Origin of the sequence: Ancylobacter radicis, from assembly GCF_018449475.1 — a bacterium.
Lineage (GTDB): Bacteria > Pseudomonadota > Alphaproteobacteria > Rhizobiales > Xanthobacteraceae > Ancylobacter > Ancylobacter radicis.
Genome location: NZ_JAHCQH010000014.1, coordinates 452,370 through 471,573, shown reverse-complemented (window position 1 = coordinate 471,573; position 19,204 = coordinate 452,370). Strand labels below are relative to the sequence as shown.

At 66.2% G+C, this 19,204-nt stretch carries 18 protein-coding genes; 8 read left to right on the top strand and 10 right to left on the bottom strand.

Annotation, left to right across the window (positions count from 1 at the left end):
* Positions 1–34 precede the first annotated feature (34 nt).
* Both KIP89_RS05470 and eutC read left to right on the top strand, forming a co-directional pair.
* The gene (locus KIP89_RS05470) at positions 35–1,423 is read left to right on the top strand and encodes an ethanolamine ammonia-lyase subunit EutB (protein ID WP_213754378.1); all 1,389 of its coding nucleotides are present in this window, start codon (positions 35–37) and stop codon (positions 1,421–1,423) included.
* Positions 1,420–2,250 carry an ethanolamine ammonia-lyase subunit EutC gene (eutC, locus tag KIP89_RS05465; RefSeq protein WP_213754377.1) on the top strand — a complete coding sequence of 277 codons (831 nt, stop codon included), beginning with the start codon at positions 1,420–1,422 and terminating at the stop codon, positions 2,248–2,250. The genes KIP89_RS05470 and eutC overlap by 4 nt, the downstream gene beginning before the upstream one ends.
* Positions 2,251–2,253: 3 nt before the next feature.
* Here eutC and KIP89_RS05460 read toward each other — a convergent pair whose 3' ends face one another.
* Positions 2,254–3,144 (bottom strand): LysR substrate-binding domain-containing protein, encoded by an 891-nt coding sequence (locus KIP89_RS05460; RefSeq protein ID WP_213754376.1) that lies wholly within the window; start codon positions 3,142–3,144, stop codon positions 2,254–2,256.
* A gap of 156 nt (positions 3,145–3,300) precedes the next feature.
* On the opposite strand from KIP89_RS05460, the gene KIP89_RS05455 reads away from it, so the two are divergent.
* On the top strand, positions 3,301–3,618 hold the full coding sequence (locus tag KIP89_RS05455) for a DMT family transporter (RefSeq protein ID WP_213754375.1): 318 nt from the start codon (positions 3,301–3,303) through the stop codon (positions 3,616–3,618).
* A gap of 3 nt (positions 3,619–3,621) precedes the next feature.
* Here KIP89_RS05455 and KIP89_RS05450 read toward each other — a convergent pair whose 3' ends face one another.
* Positions 3,622–4,008, bottom strand: coding sequence for a hypothetical protein (locus KIP89_RS05450; protein WP_213754374.1), 387 nt, complete (start codon positions 4,006–4,008; stop codon positions 3,622–3,624).
* A gap of 128 nt (positions 4,009–4,136) precedes the next feature.
* On the opposite strand from KIP89_RS05450, the gene gloA2 reads away from it, so the two are divergent.
* A complete protein-coding gene (gene gloA2, locus KIP89_RS05445; RefSeq protein WP_213754373.1) occupies positions 4,137–4,517 on the top strand; it encodes an SMU1112c/YaeR family gloxylase I-like metalloprotein in 381 nt (126 codons plus the stop codon).
* A 123-nt stretch (positions 4,518–4,640) separates the two neighbouring features.
* Positions 4,641–5,786, top strand: coding sequence for a class I SAM-dependent methyltransferase (locus tag KIP89_RS05440; RefSeq protein ID WP_213754372.1), 1,146 nt, complete (start codon positions 4,641–4,643; stop codon positions 5,784–5,786).
* 39 nt (positions 5,787–5,825) lie between these two features.
* Here KIP89_RS05440 and KIP89_RS05435 read toward each other — a convergent pair whose 3' ends face one another.
* A complete protein-coding gene (locus KIP89_RS05435) occupies positions 5,826–6,959 on the bottom strand; it encodes a LysR family transcriptional regulator (protein WP_250152204.1) in 1,134 nt (377 codons plus the stop codon).
* A gap of 317 nt (positions 6,960–7,276) precedes the next feature.
* Here KIP89_RS05435 and KIP89_RS05430 point away from each other — a divergent pair, with 317 nt between their 5' ends.
* Both KIP89_RS05430 and KIP89_RS05425 read left to right on the top strand, forming a co-directional pair.
* Positions 7,277–8,590, top strand: a complete 1,314-nt coding sequence (locus tag KIP89_RS05430; RefSeq protein WP_213754371.1) for an NtaA/DmoA family FMN-dependent monooxygenase — start codon at positions 7,277–7,279, stop codon at positions 8,588–8,590.
* Positions 8,591–8,621: 31 nt separating this feature from the next.
* The gene (locus tag KIP89_RS05425; RefSeq protein WP_213754370.1) at positions 8,622–9,179 is read left to right on the top strand and encodes a flavin reductase; all 558 of its coding nucleotides are present in this window, start codon (positions 8,622–8,624) and stop codon (positions 9,177–9,179) included.
* A 117-nt stretch (positions 9,180–9,296) separates the two neighbouring features.
* Here the strand turns inward: KIP89_RS05425 and KIP89_RS05420 are convergent, their stop codons facing one another.
* The 6 genes from KIP89_RS05420 to KIP89_RS05395 form a co-directional block, all read right to left on the bottom strand.
* Complete coding sequence (locus KIP89_RS05420; RefSeq protein ID WP_213754369.1) at positions 9,297–10,616, bottom strand: NtaA/DmoA family FMN-dependent monooxygenase; 1,320 nt, start codon at positions 10,614–10,616, stop codon at positions 9,297–9,299.
* Between the two features lie 179 nt (positions 10,617–10,795).
* Complete coding sequence (locus KIP89_RS05415) at positions 10,796–12,115, bottom strand: TRAP transporter large permease (protein WP_213754368.1); 1,320 nt, start codon at positions 12,113–12,115, stop codon at positions 10,796–10,798.
* Positions 12,115–12,621 carry a TRAP transporter small permease subunit gene (locus KIP89_RS05410; RefSeq protein WP_213754367.1) on the bottom strand — a complete coding sequence of 169 codons (507 nt, stop codon included), beginning with the start codon at positions 12,619–12,621 and terminating at the stop codon, positions 12,115–12,117. Before KIP89_RS05410 ends, KIP89_RS05415 begins: the two co-directional genes overlap by 1 nt.
* 128 nt (positions 12,622–12,749) lie before the next feature.
* Positions 12,750–13,754: a TRAP transporter substrate-binding protein gene (locus KIP89_RS05405; protein ID WP_213754366.1), complete on the bottom strand. Its 1,005-nt coding sequence runs from the start codon at positions 13,752–13,754 to the stop codon at positions 12,750–12,752.
* 107 nt (positions 13,755–13,861) lie between these two features.
* Positions 13,862–15,385: a malonate--CoA ligase gene (locus KIP89_RS05400; protein WP_213754365.1), complete on the bottom strand. Its 1,524-nt coding sequence runs from the start codon at positions 15,383–15,385 to the stop codon at positions 13,862–13,864.
* A 9-nt stretch (positions 15,386–15,394) separates the two neighbouring features.
* Positions 15,395–16,765: a malonyl-CoA decarboxylase gene (locus KIP89_RS05395; protein ID WP_213754364.1), complete on the bottom strand. Its 1,371-nt coding sequence runs from the start codon at positions 16,763–16,765 to the stop codon at positions 15,395–15,397.
* Positions 16,766–16,950: 185 nt separating this feature from the next.
* On the opposite strand from KIP89_RS05395, the gene KIP89_RS05390 reads away from it, so the two are divergent.
* The gene (locus KIP89_RS05390) at positions 16,951–17,616 is read left to right on the top strand and encodes a GntR family transcriptional regulator (RefSeq protein ID WP_213754363.1); all 666 of its coding nucleotides are present in this window, start codon (positions 16,951–16,953) and stop codon (positions 17,614–17,616) included.
* A gap of 12 nt (positions 17,617–17,628) precedes the next feature.
* On the opposite strand, the gene KIP89_RS05385 is transcribed toward KIP89_RS05390, so the two are convergent.
* Positions 17,629–18,909, bottom strand: coding sequence for an NAD(P)/FAD-dependent oxidoreductase (locus KIP89_RS05385; protein WP_213754362.1), 1,281 nt, complete (start codon positions 18,907–18,909; stop codon positions 17,629–17,631).
* Positions 18,910–19,204 lie beyond the last annotated feature (295 nt).

Sequence of the window (19,204 nt, the reverse complement as noted above, 5' to 3'; positions counted from 1 at the left end):
TGGGCATGGGCAGCGCCGCGAGGTGAACAGGAAAATGGCGTATCGTCATGTCGTCGGACCGCAGGCCTATGTCTTCGCGGACCTGAAGGAACTGATGGCCAAGGCCACGCCGCCCCGCTCCGGCGACATGCTGGCGGGCGTTGCCGCTGCCTCAGCGGAGGAGAATGTCGCCGCCCGCATGTGCCTTGCCGAGGTGCCGCTGGCGGCGTTCCTCAGCGAGGTGCTGGTGCCCTACGAGACCGACGAGGTCACGCGGCTGATTATCGACACGCATGACGCAGCGGCGTTTCGGCCTATCGCGCATATGAATGTCGGCGATTTCCGCGACTTCCTGCTCTCCGCCAGCGCGACCAGCGAGGCTCTGGCCGCTCTGGCGCCGGGCGTGACACCGGAAATGGCCGCCGCCGTGTCCAAGCTGATGCGCAATCAGGATCTCATCATCGTCGCCAAGAAGTGCCGGGTGGTGACGCGGTTCCGAAACACCATCGGCCTGCCCGGCACGATGGCGGTGCGGTTGCAGCCGAACCACCCGACCGACGATCCCGCCGGCATCACCGCCTCGATCCTCGACGGCCTGCTCTATGGCTGTGGCGATGCCACCATCGGCATCAACCCGGCCTCTGACAGCCTCCCCGTTCTGAGCGAGCTGCTGAAGCTGACCGACGACATCATCCAGCGTTTCGACATTCCCACCCAATCCTGCGTGCTCACCCATGTGACCACCTCGACCGAGGTCATCAATCGCGGCGTGCCGGTCGACCTCGTCTTCCAGTCCGTTGCGGGAACGGAAACGGCGAACGCCTCCTTCGGCATCAGCCTCGCTACCTTGAGGGAAGGCCACGAGGCGGCGCTGTCGCTGAAGCGCGGCACGCTGGGCGACAATGTCATGTATTTCGAGACCGGGCAGGGCTCCGCACTCTCGGCCAACGCCCATCACGGCGTCGACCAGCAGACGCTGGAGGCGCGAGCCTATGCGGTGTGCCGGCCGTTCCGGCCCTTGCTGGTCAACACCGTCGTCGGCTTCATCGGCCCGGAATATCTCTATGACGGCAAGCAGATCATCCGCGCCGGGCTGGAGGACCATTTCTGCGGCAAGCTGATGGGCGTGCCGCTCGGTTGCGACGTCTGCTACACCAACCACGCCGAGGCGGACCAGGACGACATGGACACGCTGATGACGCTGCTCGGCGCGGCGGGCGTCACCTACATCATGGGCATTCCCGGCTCCGACGACATCATGCTGAACTACCAGTCCACCTCGTTCCACGATCAGCTCTATCTACGCGAGGTGCTGGGCCTGAAGCGCGCGCCGGAATTCGAGGCGTGGCTCCAGCGCATGGGCATTACCGAGCCGGACGGGCGCCTGAAGCTGCAACGTGGCAATCACCCGCTGCTCGCCGCCGCGCCGGGGCTCGCGGCATGAGCCAGGGTGCAAAGAGCGAAACGCCCGACGAGCCGGCCGCCGCCGGATATGTGATTGAGGATGCCTGGCGCAAACTCGCGACCACCACACCCGCGCGGATCGCGCTCGGCCGCGCCGGCACCGGCCTGCCGACGCGCGAGGTGCTGCGCTTCGCGCTCGCCCATGCGCAGGCGCGGGACGCGGTGCACACCCCCTTCGATTCGGCCCGCATGGCGCAGGAGATCGGCGCGCTGGGTTTCGAGATCGTGGAAATCGCCTCGGCGGCGCCGGCGCGCGATGCCTATCTGCGCCGGCCGGACCTTGGGCGTCGCCTCTCCGATGCCAGCCGCGCGCTTCTGAGCGAGCGGGCGGGTGGAGAAGTGGATTTGGCCATCGTGGTGGCGGATGGCCTGTCCTCCACCGCCATCCATGCGCAGGCCGTGCCGTTTCTGACCGCCTTCAAGGCGCGGATGGTCGAGGCCGGCTGGAGCCATGCGCCGATCGCCATCGCCGCGCAGGCGCGGGTCGCGCTGGGCGACGAGGTCGGCGAGTTGCTCAAGGCCCGCGCCGTGGTGGTGCTGATCGGCGAGCGGCCCGGCCTGTCTTCCCCGGACAGTCTCGGCCTCTATCTGACCTTTGCGCCGCATGTCGGCCTGTCCGACGCGCAGCGCAACTGCATCTCCAATGTGCGCGGGGAGGGGCTGTCGCATGACCACGCCGCCTTCAAGCTGGCCTGGCTGATCAAGGAAGCGATGGCCCGCCGTCTTACCGGTGTGACGCTGAAGGACGAAAGCGACCTGCTGCTGGTGGGCGGTCAGCCCCCGGCTCTGCGGCTGTCAGCGGGGTAGCTCTCAGCCGGCGGCGAATTCCTCGCTGACCCATTGGCGCAGTACCTGTGTGGCCGGGCGCTCGCTACTGCGGGCCGGCGCAAGGAACCGGTAGCGCAGCCCTTCGAGGATCGGGCCGAAGGGCTGTGTGAGAATGCCCGTGGCGAGTTCGGCGGCCACCAGGGTGAGGCTCACCAGCGCGATGCCCTGCCCGGCGATGGCCGCCTGGATGGCGCTCGATTCATCGTTCAGCGAAATGCCGCCGGCCACATCGAGCCCGCGCAGCCCGGCGATGTCGGCGAAGCGGCGCCAGCTCGGCACGCTGGCCTGCGGCGCGAAAGACAGGCTCTCGGTATGGATCAGCGTCGCATGGGCGAGATCATCCGGCGTGGCGATGCCGAGATGCGGAGCGCAGACCGGGGCGAAGCGTTCCGCCATCAGGTCTTCCGCCTGCAATCCCGGATAGGGCCCGGCGCCATAGCGAATGGCCGCGTCGGCCTCGCCGGCCGCGAGATCGACCGGCTCGTCGGCGGCATGCAGGCGCAGATCCCAGCCGGGAAAGCGGGCGCGAAAGCGGGCGGCGCGCGGCACCAGCAGCCGGGCGGTGAAGGCGACGGTGGCGGACAGCGTCGCCACCTGACGCGCCGGCCTGTGGCGCAGCCGGTCGACCGCCTCAGCCATGGTATCGAAGCCGAGCCGCACCGGACCGTGCAGGGCGCGCCCCTCCTCGGTGAGAGCGACCTTGCGGGTCTGGCGATGGAACAGAGCGACGCCCAGCTCGGCTTCCAACTGGCGGATCTGGTGGCTGATGGCGGTCGGCGTGACGCCCAGCTCGGCCGCCGCGCGCTTGAAGCTCTCCAGCCGCCCGGCGGCCTCGAAAGCGCGGAGCGCGGCAAGCGGGGGAAGACGTCGCATGACAGCCTGATAGGTGAGCTAAATTCAGCCGTAAGGTGAGTATTCCGCGTTTGCCGCGGCAATTCGGCAGCGACTATAAGCAGCCGGGTCGGTCTTCGCCACCGACGAGTCACTACGCCTCATGCGATGCCGTCGCGGGGCCATCGGGAGAGGCACATGGCCTGGATCTATCTGCTCATCGCCTCGCTGTTCGAGATGCTGTTCGCGGTGACGATGAAATATGCCGACGGCTTCTCCCGCGTCGGCTGGAGCATCTTCACGGTGGCGGCGGGCATTGCCAGCCTGCTGTTCCTCACCGCCGCGATGAAGACGCTGCCGGTCAGCGTCGCCTATCCGGCGTGGACGGCGGTCGGCTCGGTCGGCACGGTGATCCTGGGGGCGGTGCTGTTCAACGAGCCGCTGACCGCGATGAAGATCGTCTGCGTCGGCGCCATCGTCGCCGGCATTATCGGCCTGCGCCTTCAGGCCGGCTGAGGCTCAACGCTTGCGGCCATATTCGCTGTCGAGCCAGCGATCGGCCGCCTGAAGGCGCTGGAACACGAAGGCGACGGCGCGGGTCGTGGTGACCTGTGGTCCCTGCTCCCAGACCTCGCCATTGTCGAAGCCCATGAAAATCGTGTAGCGCGGCTTGAGCGAGCCGAAGAGGGTCTTCTTGCGGACCGACTTCACCACCACGAACTCCATGTGGAGCTGGCTGGAGGCGAGGTAGCAATAGCCGTCCTCCGGCTCGAATTTGGGCGAGAGCTTGGCGCCGATGATGGGCGATGCGCCGCGGATCGCCGCGAGTTCGCGGGGGTCGAAGGGCAGGCGGGGAAGGTGGCTGGCCGTGGCCAGCATCTCGTGCATCGTCAGCTTTTCCGCCATGTCGTCCCCCCGGCTCTGCTACGAAAGGCTTATCTGCCGGGGATGGGCGGCGATGACAAGGGCGGGAGGCCGGGTGCGTCAGACCGGCGCGACTTTCGCGGCCGGCGGGAGGCGCTTAGGATGGCGCGATGCGGGGTATTCATCACATTGCGATCATCGGCGCGGATTATGAACGCTCGCGCCGCTTCTATGCCGAGATTCTCGGCTTTGCGATCCTCCACGAGGCCTACCGCGCCGAGCGCCGCTCCTGGAAGTGCGATCTCGATGCCGGCAATGCGCGGATCGAGCTGTTCTCCTTCCCCGACGCCCCGCCGCGCCCGAGCCGGCCGGAAGCGCAAGGGCTGCGCCATCTCGCCTTCGCCACCGACGATCTCGACGCGGAGATCGCGCGGCTGAGCGGCCATGGCGTCGCGGTCGAGCCGGTGCGGGTCGATCCCTATACGGGCAAGCGTTTCACCTTCTTCGCCGACCCGGACGGCCTGCCGCTGGAGCTCTATGAGGAAGGCTAGGCCGGCGCGAGGCTGATGCTGAGGCCTCCAGGGGCTGTGTATCCCAAGATGTCCTTACCTTGCGGAAATGCCTCAAATCGGAAAGTATGGAGGTATGGTTGATCGAGGATGACCCGTGCCCTCATGAGCGTGGACGATCTGGCGCCCCTGTTGTCCGTTCCGGGCGTCGAGCCCGCGTGTGACGCGCCGCCGGACGACACGGCGCGGCGCGATGCGGAGCGTTTCGTTGCGGCGCTCTACCATGGGATCTTGAACCGCGAGCCGTCCGCCGACGAGATTGCCGCCTGGGCGGCGCCGCTGACGCTGGATCAGACCGATGTGGTCGGCTACGTCGCCGACATGGCGGCGACCTTCCTGACGAGCGAGGAGCGGCAGCGCATCGACGCCGAACGGGCCGCGCCACCGCCCGAACCGGAGCCCATCCCCACCACAGCCCCGCTGTTCGCGCCGGCCGGACATTTCTACTCGCCGGTCGTGGACGTGAGCGAGGCCGAACGCCATCTCGCCCGGCTGGCGGCGCAACCCCTGCCGGAGACCTTGCCGGGCCTGCGTCTGGATAGGGCGCGCATGGTCAGCGCCTGGCAGGATCTGTTGCCGCATCTTCTGGCGGTTCCCCTCCCGGACCAGCCCACACCGGGATTCCGTTATTGCTACGACAATCCGGCCTATTCGTATGGCGACGGCGCGACGCTCTACGCGCTGATCCGGCGCCATCGGCCGCAGCGGATCATCGAGATCGGGTGCGGCTGGTCGTCGGCCTGCCTGCTGGACGCGATCGACCGGGAACTGGCCGGGGCGTGCGAGGTCACCTTCGTCGAACCCTATCCCGATCTGCTCTATCGCCTGGCCGGCACGCCCTGGCCGGGCCACCGGGTCATCAATTCGGGCATTCAGGACGTTCCCCTGGAGGAATTCGAGCGGCTTGAGGCGAACGACATTCTGTTCATCGATTCCACGCATGTCGTGAAAACCGGCAGCGATGTCGTCTATGAGCTGCTCGATATCCTGCCCCGGCTGAAGACGGGTGTGCTGGTCCACATCCACGATATATTCTGGCCGTTCGAATACCCGTCCGACTGGGTCGTGCAGCAGAACCGGTCGTGGAACGAGCTGTATGCGTTGCGTGCCTTCCTCGCCCATAACACCGCCTGGGACATCGAGTTTTTCGGCAATTACCTGACCCAGATGGAAGCGACGCGCGTGCGTCGGGATTTTCCAAGGATGATCAGGAATGCCGGCGGCGCCATCTGGCTGCGCCGTATCGCATAGGGCAGGGCGGCCGGCGGGACGGGACCGCGCGATCCCCTGTCAGGCGATGCTGTACTGCCGCCCGGCGGGGCCCTCCGGCAGATCGTAGCGATCGACCCCTTGCACGTTCTCGCCGGTCGCCGTCGCCTCATGAGCCACGCCATTGCGGCGTGCCAGGACGGGGTCCCTCGCCATCGGCCGCACGCTGAAGACCCCGTCGCGATCCACCACCGTCCCGCAGCTGGTCACGAAGTCCGGGCGCGGCAGCAGCCGGCTCTGGCCAAGTTCCATATGGACGTCGATCAGGCAGTCGACGAAATGCCGGGCGAGTTTGAAGTCGGCCGCCGCCGGCCCCATCATCGCGGTGATCGGGTTGACGATGCGCACCCGGTCGGGCCGCAGCGCCCGCAGCGAACCGCTGGCGATCAGCGGTTCCGCCGTGTGGTCGAGCACATAGCCGATATTGCGTCCCGACAGGATGAGCGCGAGCTGGGACTGGATGCCGAGCCCGATGTCGCCGCAGGTGTCGCTGCGCCGCGTGCGCTCGGGATGGTAGTATTCGAGATGCCCTCGGTTGCAGTAGGCGGCGGATTCGATATCGGCCAGGGTCAGTTTCTCGTCGGGCACGGTGAAGAAGGGATGCCGGCTGGAACAGCACATGAAGCCCTGCTCGTCGAACAGGTGCTCATAGGTCAATTGCGGATAATGCTCGTTCACCAGCCCGATGCCGACATGCACGATGCCGTCGGCGACCCGGCCGGCAAGCTGGAAGCCGAGCATGACCTCCATGCGGAAGCGGACATTGGGGTAATATTCGGAGAAGCGGTGGATCGCATCGTGCAGCCGCGCGGACGGGTTCTCGACAATGCCGTCCTGAATGCCGATCGACAGTTCGTAGACGGTGTTTTGGTTGATGTTCGAGGCCTTCTGCTTGAAGGCCTCGATGGAGGCGAACAGTTCCTGCGCGGCCTTGTAGACCACCTCGCCCTCGCGAAACAGCTTGAAGCCTTTCGGTCCGCGTCGGCACAGCCGGGTGCCGAGCCGGATCTCCAGCGATTTCAGGTTCTCGCTGAGGGTCGATTGCGAGAGGTTGAGCGCCGCCTGCGCGGCGGTGAAGCTGCGCTCCTCGACGATGGTGCAGAAGCAGCGCAGCAGCTTCAGGTCGATGTCGTAGATCTGGCTGATGTGCGACATGGCTAGGCCTCCGGTCGACGATGTCCCATTCCTGAGGTTTGGCCCCATTCCTGAGATTTGGCTTACCTGAGCCCTGGCGTAGCAATTTGTGCGCCGCACAGGCGCCGTGCCGATCTCCCTGATATTCAACGAAAATCGATGCCCTTCATGTTTCCATCGGAAAGGGTGATTGCACAGCGTTTGTCCACGGATCGCCTCGCTGCCCAATGTTGAACCTCCCCACGCCGGAACATCGCTTGGGGTTTTCCCGATGGTGCCGATGATGACCGCCGCTCTAGCCTTCCCGCTCACTTGCAGCGGGCAGACAGGGCAGCATCATGAGTCCACGTCCATTCCACCTCGGCTGGTTCACCAATTTCGCGGTCGATGAGTGGACCAAGCCGTTCACCGGCGGCGGCGGCGATCCGTGGGATGGCGCCTTCTATGTCGATATGGCGAAGGCCATGGAGCGGGCCTGCTTCGACTACATCATGCTCGAAGACACGCTGATGATCTCCGAAGCCTATGGCGGCACGAACGAGATCTATCTCAAGCACAACATCATGGGTCCGAAGGCCGACCCCTCGCCGATGGCGGCGCTGATCGGCGCCAGCACGACCAATCTCGGCGTGGTCGCGACCTTCTCCACCATGGCCTATCCGCCCTTCATGCTGGCACGGCTGTGTTCGACGCTGGACAGCATCTGCAAGGGCCGCTTCGGCTGGAACATCGTCACCACCGGCGAGGACCTCGCGGCCGAGAATTTCGGCATGGACAAGCTGCCGCCGCGCCAGGAACGCTACGACATGGCGGACGAGTATGTGGAGCTGTGCAAGCAGCTCTGGGGCAGCTGGGATCCCGATGCGGTGGTGCGCGATCTGGACAGCGGCACCTATGCCGATGCCTCCAAGGTCCGGCCGATCCATTTCGAGGGCAAGTATTTCAAGAGCCGGGGACCGCTGAACTGCGTGCCCTCGCCGCAGGTGCGCCCGGCCTTCGTGCAGGCCGGCGGCTCGCCCCGCGGGCGGCAATTCGCGGCGATGACCGCCGACAGCATCATCGCTCCCTCCATGGGCGTGGCGGGGCTGAAGGCGTATCGCGACGACGTGCGGGCGCGCGCCGCGGCCGGCGGGCGCGATCCCGACGAGATCAAGGTGCTGTTCGTGGTCGCCCCGATCCTCGGCGAGAGCGAGGAGGAGGCGAAAGCCAAGGCCGCGCGCATCGTCGACGCGCCGGATTATTGCGAGAAGGCGCTGGCGCTGGTCGCGGCCATCACCGACATCGACTTTTCCACCTTCGATCTCGACGCGCCGCTGCCGCACCTAACCACCAATGGCGAGCAGGGCTCGCTCGATGCGTTCCAGCAATCGGGCAGCGGCAAGACGCTGCGCCAGCTCTGCGCCGACCAGCTGGCGCGCGGTCTGGATGGTCTGATCGGCACGCCCGACCAGGTCGCCGAGCGGATGGGCGAGGTGATGGCCGAGGTCGGCGGCGACGGGTTCCTCATCACCCGCCCCTTCACCGCCAATATCAGCCGGCAATACATCAACGACATCTGCGAGGGGCTGGTCCCGGCGCTGCAACGAAGGGGCCTCGCCCGCACGCGCTACACGCCCGGCGCGACGCTTCGCCAGATGCTGCGCGAGTTTTGAAACGTCTCGCCCATGGCGACTGGAGGTGAGCATGAGCGCGACCGATCCGAGAAGCATTGCGGCCAGCACCGTGGCGGCACTGGCCGGCGAGCCGCTCCCGGCGGCGGTCAGCCGCGAGCTGTATCGCGAGGGCATGGCGAAGCTGCCGGCGGCGGTGAACATCGTCACCAGCCTCGACGAGGCCGGCCAATGCGGTTTCACCGCTTCGGCGGTCTGCTCGGTCACCGACAGCCCGCCGACGCTGCTGGTCTGCGTCAACCGCGCCAACCAGTCGCACCGGGCGATCGCCACCAGCCGCGTGCTGTGCGTCAACACGCTCGCCGGCCCGCATCACGAGGCGCTCGGCATGGCTTTCGCCGGCGGCGTGAAGACCATGAGCGAACGTTTCGCCGGCGCGCATTGGATGACGCTGGTGACTGGCGCGCCGGTGCTGATGGAGGCGAGCGTGGCCTTCGACTGCCGGGTGACCGACCTCGCCACGGTCGGCACGCATGATGTCGCCTTCTGCGAGGTGCTCGGCCTGCATCAGGGCGGCACGAGCGAGGGGCTGGTCTATTTCGGCCGCCGCTTCCACCATCTGACGACCTGACAGGCGCGCAAGCGACGCCCAAGTCCTCGGATCAATCTTTCCCACGGCTCGCTTGTTGAAAACGGGGCCGTCGCGCGCGCGACGGCCCCGAGCCTTGTCTGCGAAGGGCGGCGTGGATCAGAACTCGAGAAGGTTGTCGCGCAGGAACTGGTGGGAATAGGCGCGGCGCGTGAGGCCCCGGCGTTGCAGCACCGGCACGAGGCCGTCGGTGATGGTGGAGACGGAGCGGCGCGAGACATCGGACAGGGCGATGAGGAAGCCGTCGCCGCCGATCTCCTGCATGATCTCGTCCATCTGGCTGGCGACACTGTCCGGCGTGCCGACCACATCGACGCAATAGCCGCAGCTCACATGGTCGATCATCGCCTCGCGCAGCGGCTTGTCGCCGGCGCGGGTGAGGAATTGCGACAGGCTGGACTGGTGGCCATTGGTGGTGAGGGTGAGCTGGCTGACCGGCGTGTCGAGGTCGAGGCTGGACAGGTCGAGATTGGTGCTCCAGCCGAAGCGGGCCATGCGCGCGTCGAGATTCTGCGCGGCGGAGACGCGGCGCTGTTCGGCCGCCCATTTCGCCTGGTCCTCGGTCTCGGCGACGATCGGCGAGAGCAGGAACAGGATCTTGCAGTCGTCGGGATTGCGGCCAAGCTCGGCCATCTGCGCGCGCACATCGTCGCGGTACTGCTTCATCGCGGCGACGCCGTTCGGCGCGGCGACGATGGTGTTGGCATGGGTCGCGGCGATCTTGCGCCCGCTTCGGGAGCCGCCGGCCTGTGCGATCACCGGCTGGCCCTGCGGGCAGGGGCCGGAATTCAGCGGCCCGCGCGAGGCGTAATAGGTGCCGGCATAGTCGATGGTGTGGACCTTGGCGGGGTCGATCAGCACGCCGTTCTCGTGATCATTGATGATCGCGCCCGGCTCCCACGAGTTCCACAGCCCCTTGACGATGTCGATATACTCTTCCGCCATCACATAACGCTGGTCGTGCTCGGGCAGCTTCTCCATGCCGAAATTCTGGGCGGAGAGATCCGACGAGCCCGTCACCATGTTCCAGCCGGCGCGCCCGCCGGAGATCTGGTCGAGCGAGGAGATGATGCGGGCGGTCAGATAGGGATGATAGGCGAAGGTGGAGAGCGTCGGCACGATGCCGAGCTTGCGGGTCGAGGCGGCCAGCAGCGTTGCCACCACGCTGGGCTCCTGCCGGGGCACGCAGATGCCGCCCTTCAGGAAGATGTCGCGCGAATCCTGCCAGTTCTGACCGACATAGATGGAATCCTCGATTAGCAGGTAGTCGAAGCAGGCCCGCTCCATCGACCGCACGAGGTCGACGAACATGTCGGCGCTCATCCAGTCCTGGCCGATATTGCCGGTCCACGGCTCGCCCCAGGCCTGGATGCTGGAGCCCTGGAGAAACCAGGCGAGATGAAAGGGATTGGCCGTCATGCACGCTACCTCTTCCTGAACCTGCGCATCGGCCACCGCCGACGCACGGGCAAGGTTAAGGCCGGGAATCGCGCGGCGAGTATCGCCAAGAGGCGAAGCTTGCTTGTCCGCCTGCAGCATGACACTGCCCAAGAGGAGGGCAGGTCGTCGGCAATATGTTCACCGTGCATTCGGCGGCGTCAGAGCGGGCCCATCACATAGGTCGGCAGCCAGGTGGCGATTTCCGGGAAGATACAGAGAATGACGATGCCCAGCATCATGAGCAGCACATAGGGCAGCGCCCCGAGCAGGACCTGCTGCGCCGGCACCTGTGGGGCGATCGCCTTGACCACGAACAGGTTGAGCCCCACCGGCGGCGTGATGAGGCCGATCTCCATGTTGATGGTCAGGATCACCGCGAACCAGTAGGGGTCGAAGCCCGAGGAGACGATGATCGGGTAGAGCAGCGGCGCCGACATCACGATGATCGCCACCGGCGGCAGGAACATGCCGGCCACCAACAGGAACAGGTTGATCAGTGCCATCAGCACCCAGCGGTTCACATCCAGCGAGGCGATGGCTCCCGCCACGGTCTGGGTGATGAACAGCGAGGAGAGGGCGAAGGCGAAGAGTTCGGCCGAGGCCATGATCATCATGATCATGACGCTCTCGCGCAGGGTGGAGGAGAAGATCTCCAGGATCGGCCCCGGCCGGAACAGCCGGTACATGATGATGACCACGCCGAGCGTCAGGAAGGCGCCCGCGCCGGCCGCCTCCGAGGGCGTGGCGACGCCGCCATAGAGCACATAGAGCGTGCCGACGATGATGATCAGGAAGGGCGTGACCTTGGGCAGGGCAGCCAGTTTCTGGCCAAAGGTGAAGCGGCTGCCGCTCACGTCGAAGTTGAAGTTCTTGCGGCGGCAATCATAGAGTGCCCACGCCATGAACATCGCCACCAGCATCAGGCCGGGCATCACGCCCGCCAGGAAAAGCCGGCCGATCGAGGTCTCGGTGGCGATGCCGTAGACGATCATCGTCACCGAGGGCGGAATGAGGATACCGAGCGTGCCGCCGGCGCAGATCGAGCCGGTCGCGACCGAGGCCGGGTAGCCGCGCTTGAGCATTTCGGGAATGCCCATCTTGCCGATCGCCGCGCAGGTGGCCGGGCTGGAGCCGGTCATGCCGGCGAAAATGGCGCAGGCGCCGATATTCGACAGCACCAGCCCGCCGGGGACGCGGTTGAGCCAGCGGTCGAGCGCCTCGTAAAGGTCCTTGCCGGCCGGGGTGGCGGCCACCGCCGCGCCCATCAGCACGAACATCGGGATCGAGACATAGGCGAGGTTGGCGATGCCCGCGAACATCGTCTCCGCGAGCACGTCGAAGACACCGATCCCGTTGGCCATCAGCAGCCCGCCAATGGCGGTGAGGCCGAGGGCGAAGGCGATCGGCATGCCGGTGCCGAGCATGAGGAACAGCAGGCCGATGATGAGCATGCCGGACAGGGTGGGGGAAAGGCTCATCACGCGATTCCTCGGGCGTCATCCGGGCCGTGGAGGCGGCGGATCAGTTCGGCGACATATTGGAGCGACAGAAGGGCGAAGCTGACCGGTAGCGGCAGCAGCGGTATCCACAGCGTGATGGCGGCAACCGTCGAGGTGCGCCATTCGTTGACATAGGCCTCATGGAAGAAAATGACGCTGGCGATCGTCATCAGGACAGCGAACAGCAGGCCGAGCCCGGCGCCGATGATGCCGAGCCAGCGGCGCGGGCCGGCGGGCAGGGCGATCTCGATCACATCCACCCCGACATGGCCGCGCGTCTTCAGCACATAGGGCGCGCCGAGGAACATGGCGGCGGTCGCCGAGAAGATGACGAAATCCGTCTGCCAGATGGTCGGCGCGCGGAACACGTAGCGCAGGAAGATCATCTCGCAGATCACCAGCATCGCGGCGATCAGCAGCAGCCCGGCAAGAATGGCGGCGGCTTTGGAGACGAGATCGACTGCTCGCAGGAACAGGCTGACCATGAGAGGCTTTCGCTTGTCAGAGAGAGAAAGGCACGGCGGGCCAGCGCGCCCGGCCTGCGGTGCCGCGCGCCCCGGCGCCTCGGGTCCCGGCACTCCCGCAGGGGAGCGCGCGGGACCTCATGCGGGGCCTACTGGACGGACAGCGCCTTCTTGATCAGCTCGTCGCCGCCCTTCACCTTTTCGGCGAAGTTCTTGTAGGAGCTTTCCTGCGCCACCTTGAGCCAGGCGTCGTAATCGGCGGCGGACATTTCCACCACCTCGACGCCGGCTTTCTTGTAGGTGTCGATCAGCTTCTGGTCGCCCTTGCGCACTTCCGTCGCGAACCAAGCCTGCGCCTTCTTGCCCGCGTCCCGCAGCGCCTTCTGCTGCGCCGGGTTGAGCTTGTCGAACACCTGCTTGGACACCAGCACCGGCTCGTACATGAACCACAGGGCGTTCGCGCCCGGCGCGGTGAGGCACTTCACCTGCTCGTAGAGGCGATAGGACACGAAACTCTCCGAGGAGGTATTGGTCGCGTCGAGCACCCCCGTCTGCATGCCCGAGTAGATTTCCGACGACGGCATGGAGGCGATGGACGCGCCGGCGGCGGCCAGCATCTGCTCGAAGGCGGGGCCGGCGGCGCGGGTGACCTGTCCCTTGATGCTGTCGGGGCCGGCAATGCATCCCTTCTTCGAGGCGAAGGCACCCGAGAGCCAGGCATCGGCCAGGACAATGGCGCCGTTCTTTTCGATCAGAGCTTTTATTTCCTGCATGAAGGGCGAGTCGTTGAGGCGATCGGCTCGGTCGAAATTGCGCACCAGCCCCGGCATCAGCGTCACCGAGAATTGCGGCACACGGCCCGATGCGTAGTCGAGCGGGAAGGAGGTGATGTCGAGCTGACCCTTGGTCACCGCGCCCCACTGCTCGTTCGCCTTGTACAGCGACGCGCCCGGGAAGACCTGGATCTTCAGCCCGACATTGGCGGCCTCGACGTCGCGGGCGATCATCTGCACCATCTCGTCGCGGGGATCACCCTTGCCGCCCGGAAACTGATGCGAGGCGCGCAGCGTGATGTCCTGCGCGAAGGACGAGCTGGCGAAGGCCAGGGCGCAACCCAGTGTCAGGGCGCGCGCGATCAGTCGCGTACCGTTCATGCTTTCCTCCATGTCGCCGCCTTCCGGCGGACTGTTGGCGTTTCCTCAGGGTCTGCATCGGGCGGTTGATCCGCCCGTTTGTCGGCTCGGTTGGCGCCGGGCTCGGATCAGGCACTTTGGCGGTAGATGTCCTTGTAGGCATCGCGCAGCGTATTCTTCTGCACTTTGCCCATGGTGTTGCGCGGCAATTCCTCGACGAAGAACACCCGTTTGGGCTGCTTGAACTTCGCCAGCCGGCCTTCCAGCGCCTGAAGGATGGACCGCTCGGTCAGGCTCGCGCCCTTGCCGGGCACGACAATGGCGGTGACGCCCTCGCCGAAATCGGGATGGGGTACGCCGATCACGGCACTCTCCACGACGCCCTCAATGGCATCGATCTCGCCCTCGATCTCCTTGGGGTACACGTTGAACCCACCGGTGATGACGAGATCCTTGCCGCGCCCGACGATGTGGAGATAGCCCCGCGGGTCGATCATGCCGAGGTCGCCGGTGATGAAGTAGCCGTCGTGGAACTCGCTGGCGGTCTTCTCCGGCATGCGCCAGTAGCCCTTGGTGACGTTCGGGCCCTTCACCTCCACCATGCCGATCTCGCCGTCGGCAAGCGCCGCGCCCGAGGTCGGGTCGGTGATGCGTATCGAGACCCCCGGAAGGGGAAAGCCGACCGTGCCGGCAATACGCTCGCCCTCATAGGGGTTCGACGTGTTCATGCAGGTTTCGGTCATGCCGTAGCGTTCGAGGATGGCATGGCCGGTGCGCTCACGGAACGCACGATGGGTCTCCGCCAGCAGCGGGGCCGAACCGGAGACGAACAGGCGCATATGCGCCGTCGCCTCGCGGGTGAGGCCCGGCTGGTCGAGCAGCCGCGTGTAGAAGGTGGGAACGCCCATCAGGCAGGTGGCGCGGCCCATCAGCTCGATCGCCTCGCGCGGGTCGAACCGCGTGCGGAAGAAAATCGACGCTCCGCTGAGCAGGACGATATTGGCCGCCACGAACAGGCCGTGCGTATGAAACAGCGGCAGCGCGTGGATCAGCACATCGTCGCCGGTGAAGCGCCAGCACTCCTTCAGCACCTGCGCATTGGACAGCAGATTGCCATGGCTCAGCATCGCGCCCTTGGCCCGGCCGGTGGTGCCGGAGGTGTAGAGAATGGCGGCGAGGTCGTCCGGCCCGCGCGCCACATCGTCAAAGCTCGGCGGGAAGGCGGCCGCTGCCTCGGTCAGTGAGCCGGCGCCGTCCGCGTCCAGCGTTTCCACGGCGGGAAGGCCGAGTTCGGCGGCGAGGCGGCGGGCCTGCGCCTCGCTCTCGGAACCGCAGACGAACAGCGCCGGCTCGGCATCGCCGAGGAAATAGCGCACCTCGTTCAGCGTGTAGGCGGTGTTGAGGGGCAGGAAGACCGCGCCGGCTCTCAGCGCGGCGAGGTAGAGGGCGAGAAACGCCACCGACTTTTCCGCCTGCACCGCCAGGCGGTCGCCCGGTTTGACGCCGCGGGCGACGAGCAGGCCCGCCAGACGCGCGGAGAGCGTCAGAATCTCGCCATAGGACACGCTTGACCCATCCGCCAGCATGGCGAGCGGCTTGTCGAGCGACGGGATGGCGGAGCGGAAGGCGGCAAACAGATGATTGTCGGACATGACGGCTTTTCAGGTAACGGGAACGAGGGCGCGGGAGGCTGTGTCGACCTTGAGCAGCTTGCGCACATTGGCGTTTGCCACCACCTCGCCCTTTCCGGCGAAGGCTTCGTGATTTTTCTCGATATCGGCGGGAATGTAGCGGTAGTTCACCATCAGCCCGGCCGCCTGCGCGATGCCTTTGGCCGACAGGTCGCCCATGAGGTTGATGCGTTCCAGCCTTGCCCCATTGCCGAGATGGAAGCGGGCGACGGGATCGACCGGGGCCCCCTTCGGGGTGCGGGCCGCCAGCAGATAATAGGCGGCGATGGGGCCGAGCACGGCGGCGAGTTCATCGCGCAGCTCGGGATTGGCCGCCCAGTCTGGAAGGTCGAGTTTTTCCAGCACCTTGCGGTCGGCTGTGGTCAGCACCACGCTCTGTTCCGCGCGGCGTTCGGCATCCAGCCATTTGCGGAAGCCGGGCACGGGCGAGAGCGTGACAAAGGTCGAGAGCGAGGGCAGTTCGCGGGCGATTTCCTCAAGCACCTGCTTGATGAGGAAATTGCCGAAGGAGACGCCGGCAAGCCCTTTCTGGCAGTTCGAAATGGAATAGAAAACCGCGGTGGTCGCCTGCTGCGGTCGCAATACGGTGCGCGACGGATCAAGGACCGGGAAGATCGCGCCGGGCGTTTCTTTCATCAGCGCCACCTCGACGAAGATCAGCGGCTCGTCGACCAGTGCCGGATGAAAGAAGGCATAGCAGCGCCGGTCCGGCGAATCGACGCGGGCGCGCAGGTCGTCCCAATCGCGGATCGCATGGACGGCCTCGTAGCGGATGATCTTTTCCAGGACATTGGCCGGCGTCGACCAGTCGATCCGCTTCAGCACCAGAAAGCCACGGTTGAACCACGACGCGAACAGATGGGCGAAGTCGCGGTCGACCTCGGCGAGATCGCGCCGGCGAACCATCGCCTCCATCAGATTTTCGCGCATCCGCACGAGGGACAACGTACCGCCCGGCGCGAGATTGAAGCGGCGGAACAATTCCTGCCGACGCGGCTCGCTCGCCTGATGCAGCTCCGCAGCGGCCTTGGCAACGCCATCGCGCGCATAGCTATCGAGCGCCGCCGCGAGCCGCTGGCTATCGGGCCCAAACTTCTCGGCCAGGACTTCGAAGAAGGCGATGCTCTCGCCGGTCTTCATATGGGCGTAGCGGGTGAGGATGTCGGCCGCCAGGGCCACGCCGGAGGCCTCGCCGCGCCCGGATAGTAGGGTCTCGCAACGCTCCGCCAGCGTTTCGACGCGGGTCGCGCCGCTGACGCGATGGGAGCGGTCAAGCAGGGTGCGGCCGCGCTCCGCGATGGAGATCAGGAGGTCCGCCACAAAGGAAGTGTTCGATCCCATGGCCGTTCCAGCGTTGCTGAGCCGTTGATCCTGCTGGAGACGCGGCCCTCCCGGATATGCCGACGGGGCCTGTCTCGCTTATTCAGTGAAGGCGATATTGCATCGAGAGTCAATCATCAAGTATACAAGATGATCCCTCTTGCATTGCGGTATGGAAGCTGGCTTTCTTCGCGTGGAGGTACGCCATGCGTGGTGAGCAGACTCCGAGGCTTCGCGAAGCTCTCGAAGACGACATTGTCGCGGGCCATTTGAGGCCGGGACAGAGGCTCGACGAAGCGAGCCTCGCCGAGCGCTTCAGTGTGTCGCGAACGCCGATCCGCGAGGCGCTGATCCAGCTCTCGGCCTCGGGTCTGGTCGAGATGCGTCCCCGGCGCGGGGCGTTCGTGACGCTGCTGGGCCCGCGCGAACTGGTCGAATCCTTTGAACTCATGGCGGAGATCGAGGCCTCCTGCGCGCGGCTGGCGGCGCAGCGGCTCGGGCCGTTGGACCGCGTCGCGATCAACCAGGCGCACATAGCCTGTTGCGAGGCGGTGGCGGCCGGCGATGACGACGCCTATTACCCGGCCAATGCGCGGTTTCATGCCGCGATCTACGCGGCCACCGGAAATCGCGTCTTGCGCGCCGAGGCCACCCGGCTGCAAACCGCGCTCCAGCCCTATCGGCGCCTTCAGCTCAAGGTTCCGCGCCGCATCGGGGCCTCGCTCGCCGAGCATGAAGCCATTCTTGAGGCCTTGCTGGACGGGGACGGCAACCGCGCTGCCGAGCGGATTCATGCGCATGTGCTGGTGCAGGGCGAACGTTTCATGTCGCTGCTCGCCGCCCTGCAACACGAAGCCGACGCTGTCGGCTGAGCGTGCGTCGCCCTATCTCCGATGTTGCTCGCGCTGGGTGATCAGCCGGGCGCTCTGGAGGCCGCTGAGGTAGATCCATAGCCAGCTCCAGGCTACGGCGAAGCGGGAGCGTGTGCCGATCAGGAAGTAGATGTGGGCAAGGCCCCAGATCCACCAGGCCAGGCCGCCCTTCATGCGAAAATTGCCATATTCGATGATCGCGGCGCGCCGTCCGATGGTGGCGAGGTTGCCCTGATGCCGGTAGTGGAACGGAGCAACCGGCGGGCGGCCTTCCAGTCGGTGCCGGATGACTCGGGCGACATAGGCGCCCTGCTGCTTGGCCGCCGGGGCCAGCCCCGGAACCGGGTCGCCATTTGGCTGCTGCACCCTGGCGGTGTCGCCGATGACGAAAATGTTCTCATCGCCTTCCAGCGTCAGGTCGGGCCGCACCGCCACCCGTCCGGCGCGATCGGCTTCGGCTCCCAGCCACTCCGCAGCCGGCGAGGCCTGCACGCCGGCCGCCCAGATAATCATGCGGCAGGCGATATCGGTGTCGCCGATCCGAATGCTGTTCGGGCCACAATCCGTCACCGGATGGCCGAGCCGCACCTCGACGCCGACCCGCTCCAGGGCGGCTTGCGCATAGGCCGAGAGCGGCTCGCTGAAGGCGGGCAGAACGCGGGGGCCGGCCTCGATGAGCAGGATGCGCGCTTTGCGCGTGTCGATGCGGCGGAACTCGGGAGGAAGCGTGTGGCGGGCAAGCTCGGCGATGGTGCCCGCGAGTTCGACGCCGGTCGGCCCGGCGCCGACAATGGCGAAAGTCAAGAGGGCATCGCGGATCGTGGGGTCCGGTTCCATCTCCGCCCGCTCGAAGGCGAGAAGCATGCGCCGGCGGATGGTGGTGGCATCCTCCAGCGTCTTCAGACCGGGCGCATAGGGCTCCCACTGATCCTTGCCGAAATAGGCGTGGCGGGAGCCGGTGGCGAGAACCAGCGTGTCGTAGGGAAGGCTGGGGCCGTCATCCAGTTGCACGGTCCGCTTGTCCCGGTCGACGCCGATGACCTCGCCGAGAAGGGTCTCCACTTCCGGGCGGTCGCGAAACAGGTGACGGATCGGCCAGGCGATCTCGGAGGTGGCCAGCACGGTGGTGGCCACCTGATAGAGCAGCGGCTGGAACAGGTGATGGTTGCGACGGTCGACCAGCGTGATCGAGACGTCGGGATGCTGAAGCTTATGGATGAGCTGTACCCCGGCAAAGCCGGCTCCCACGACCACGATCCGGTGACGGGGCTTTTCAGTGGGATTGGTCGCCATCGTACTCGTCTCCTTGTATTTGCCCCACCACCCACGCACGCAGCACCATTCCGGCGCGCATGACAGCACCGGAAGGGTGGGCGCAGCTTAGGCCCGCAGCCGGGCGGTCTCCAGTGCGACCATGGGAGGCCGATCCCCGCGACCGACTCGCGCCCGCTGAACCGGAGCCGGAGATGTACGAGCGGACCTGCCGCCATGTGCTGCGCCCTCGGCACCGCTGCTTGGCATGTGCGCTGGCGAAATGGTTCAGCACGCGATCAAACAGCTATCGCCTCAGGGGTCTTCGCGGCGGCAA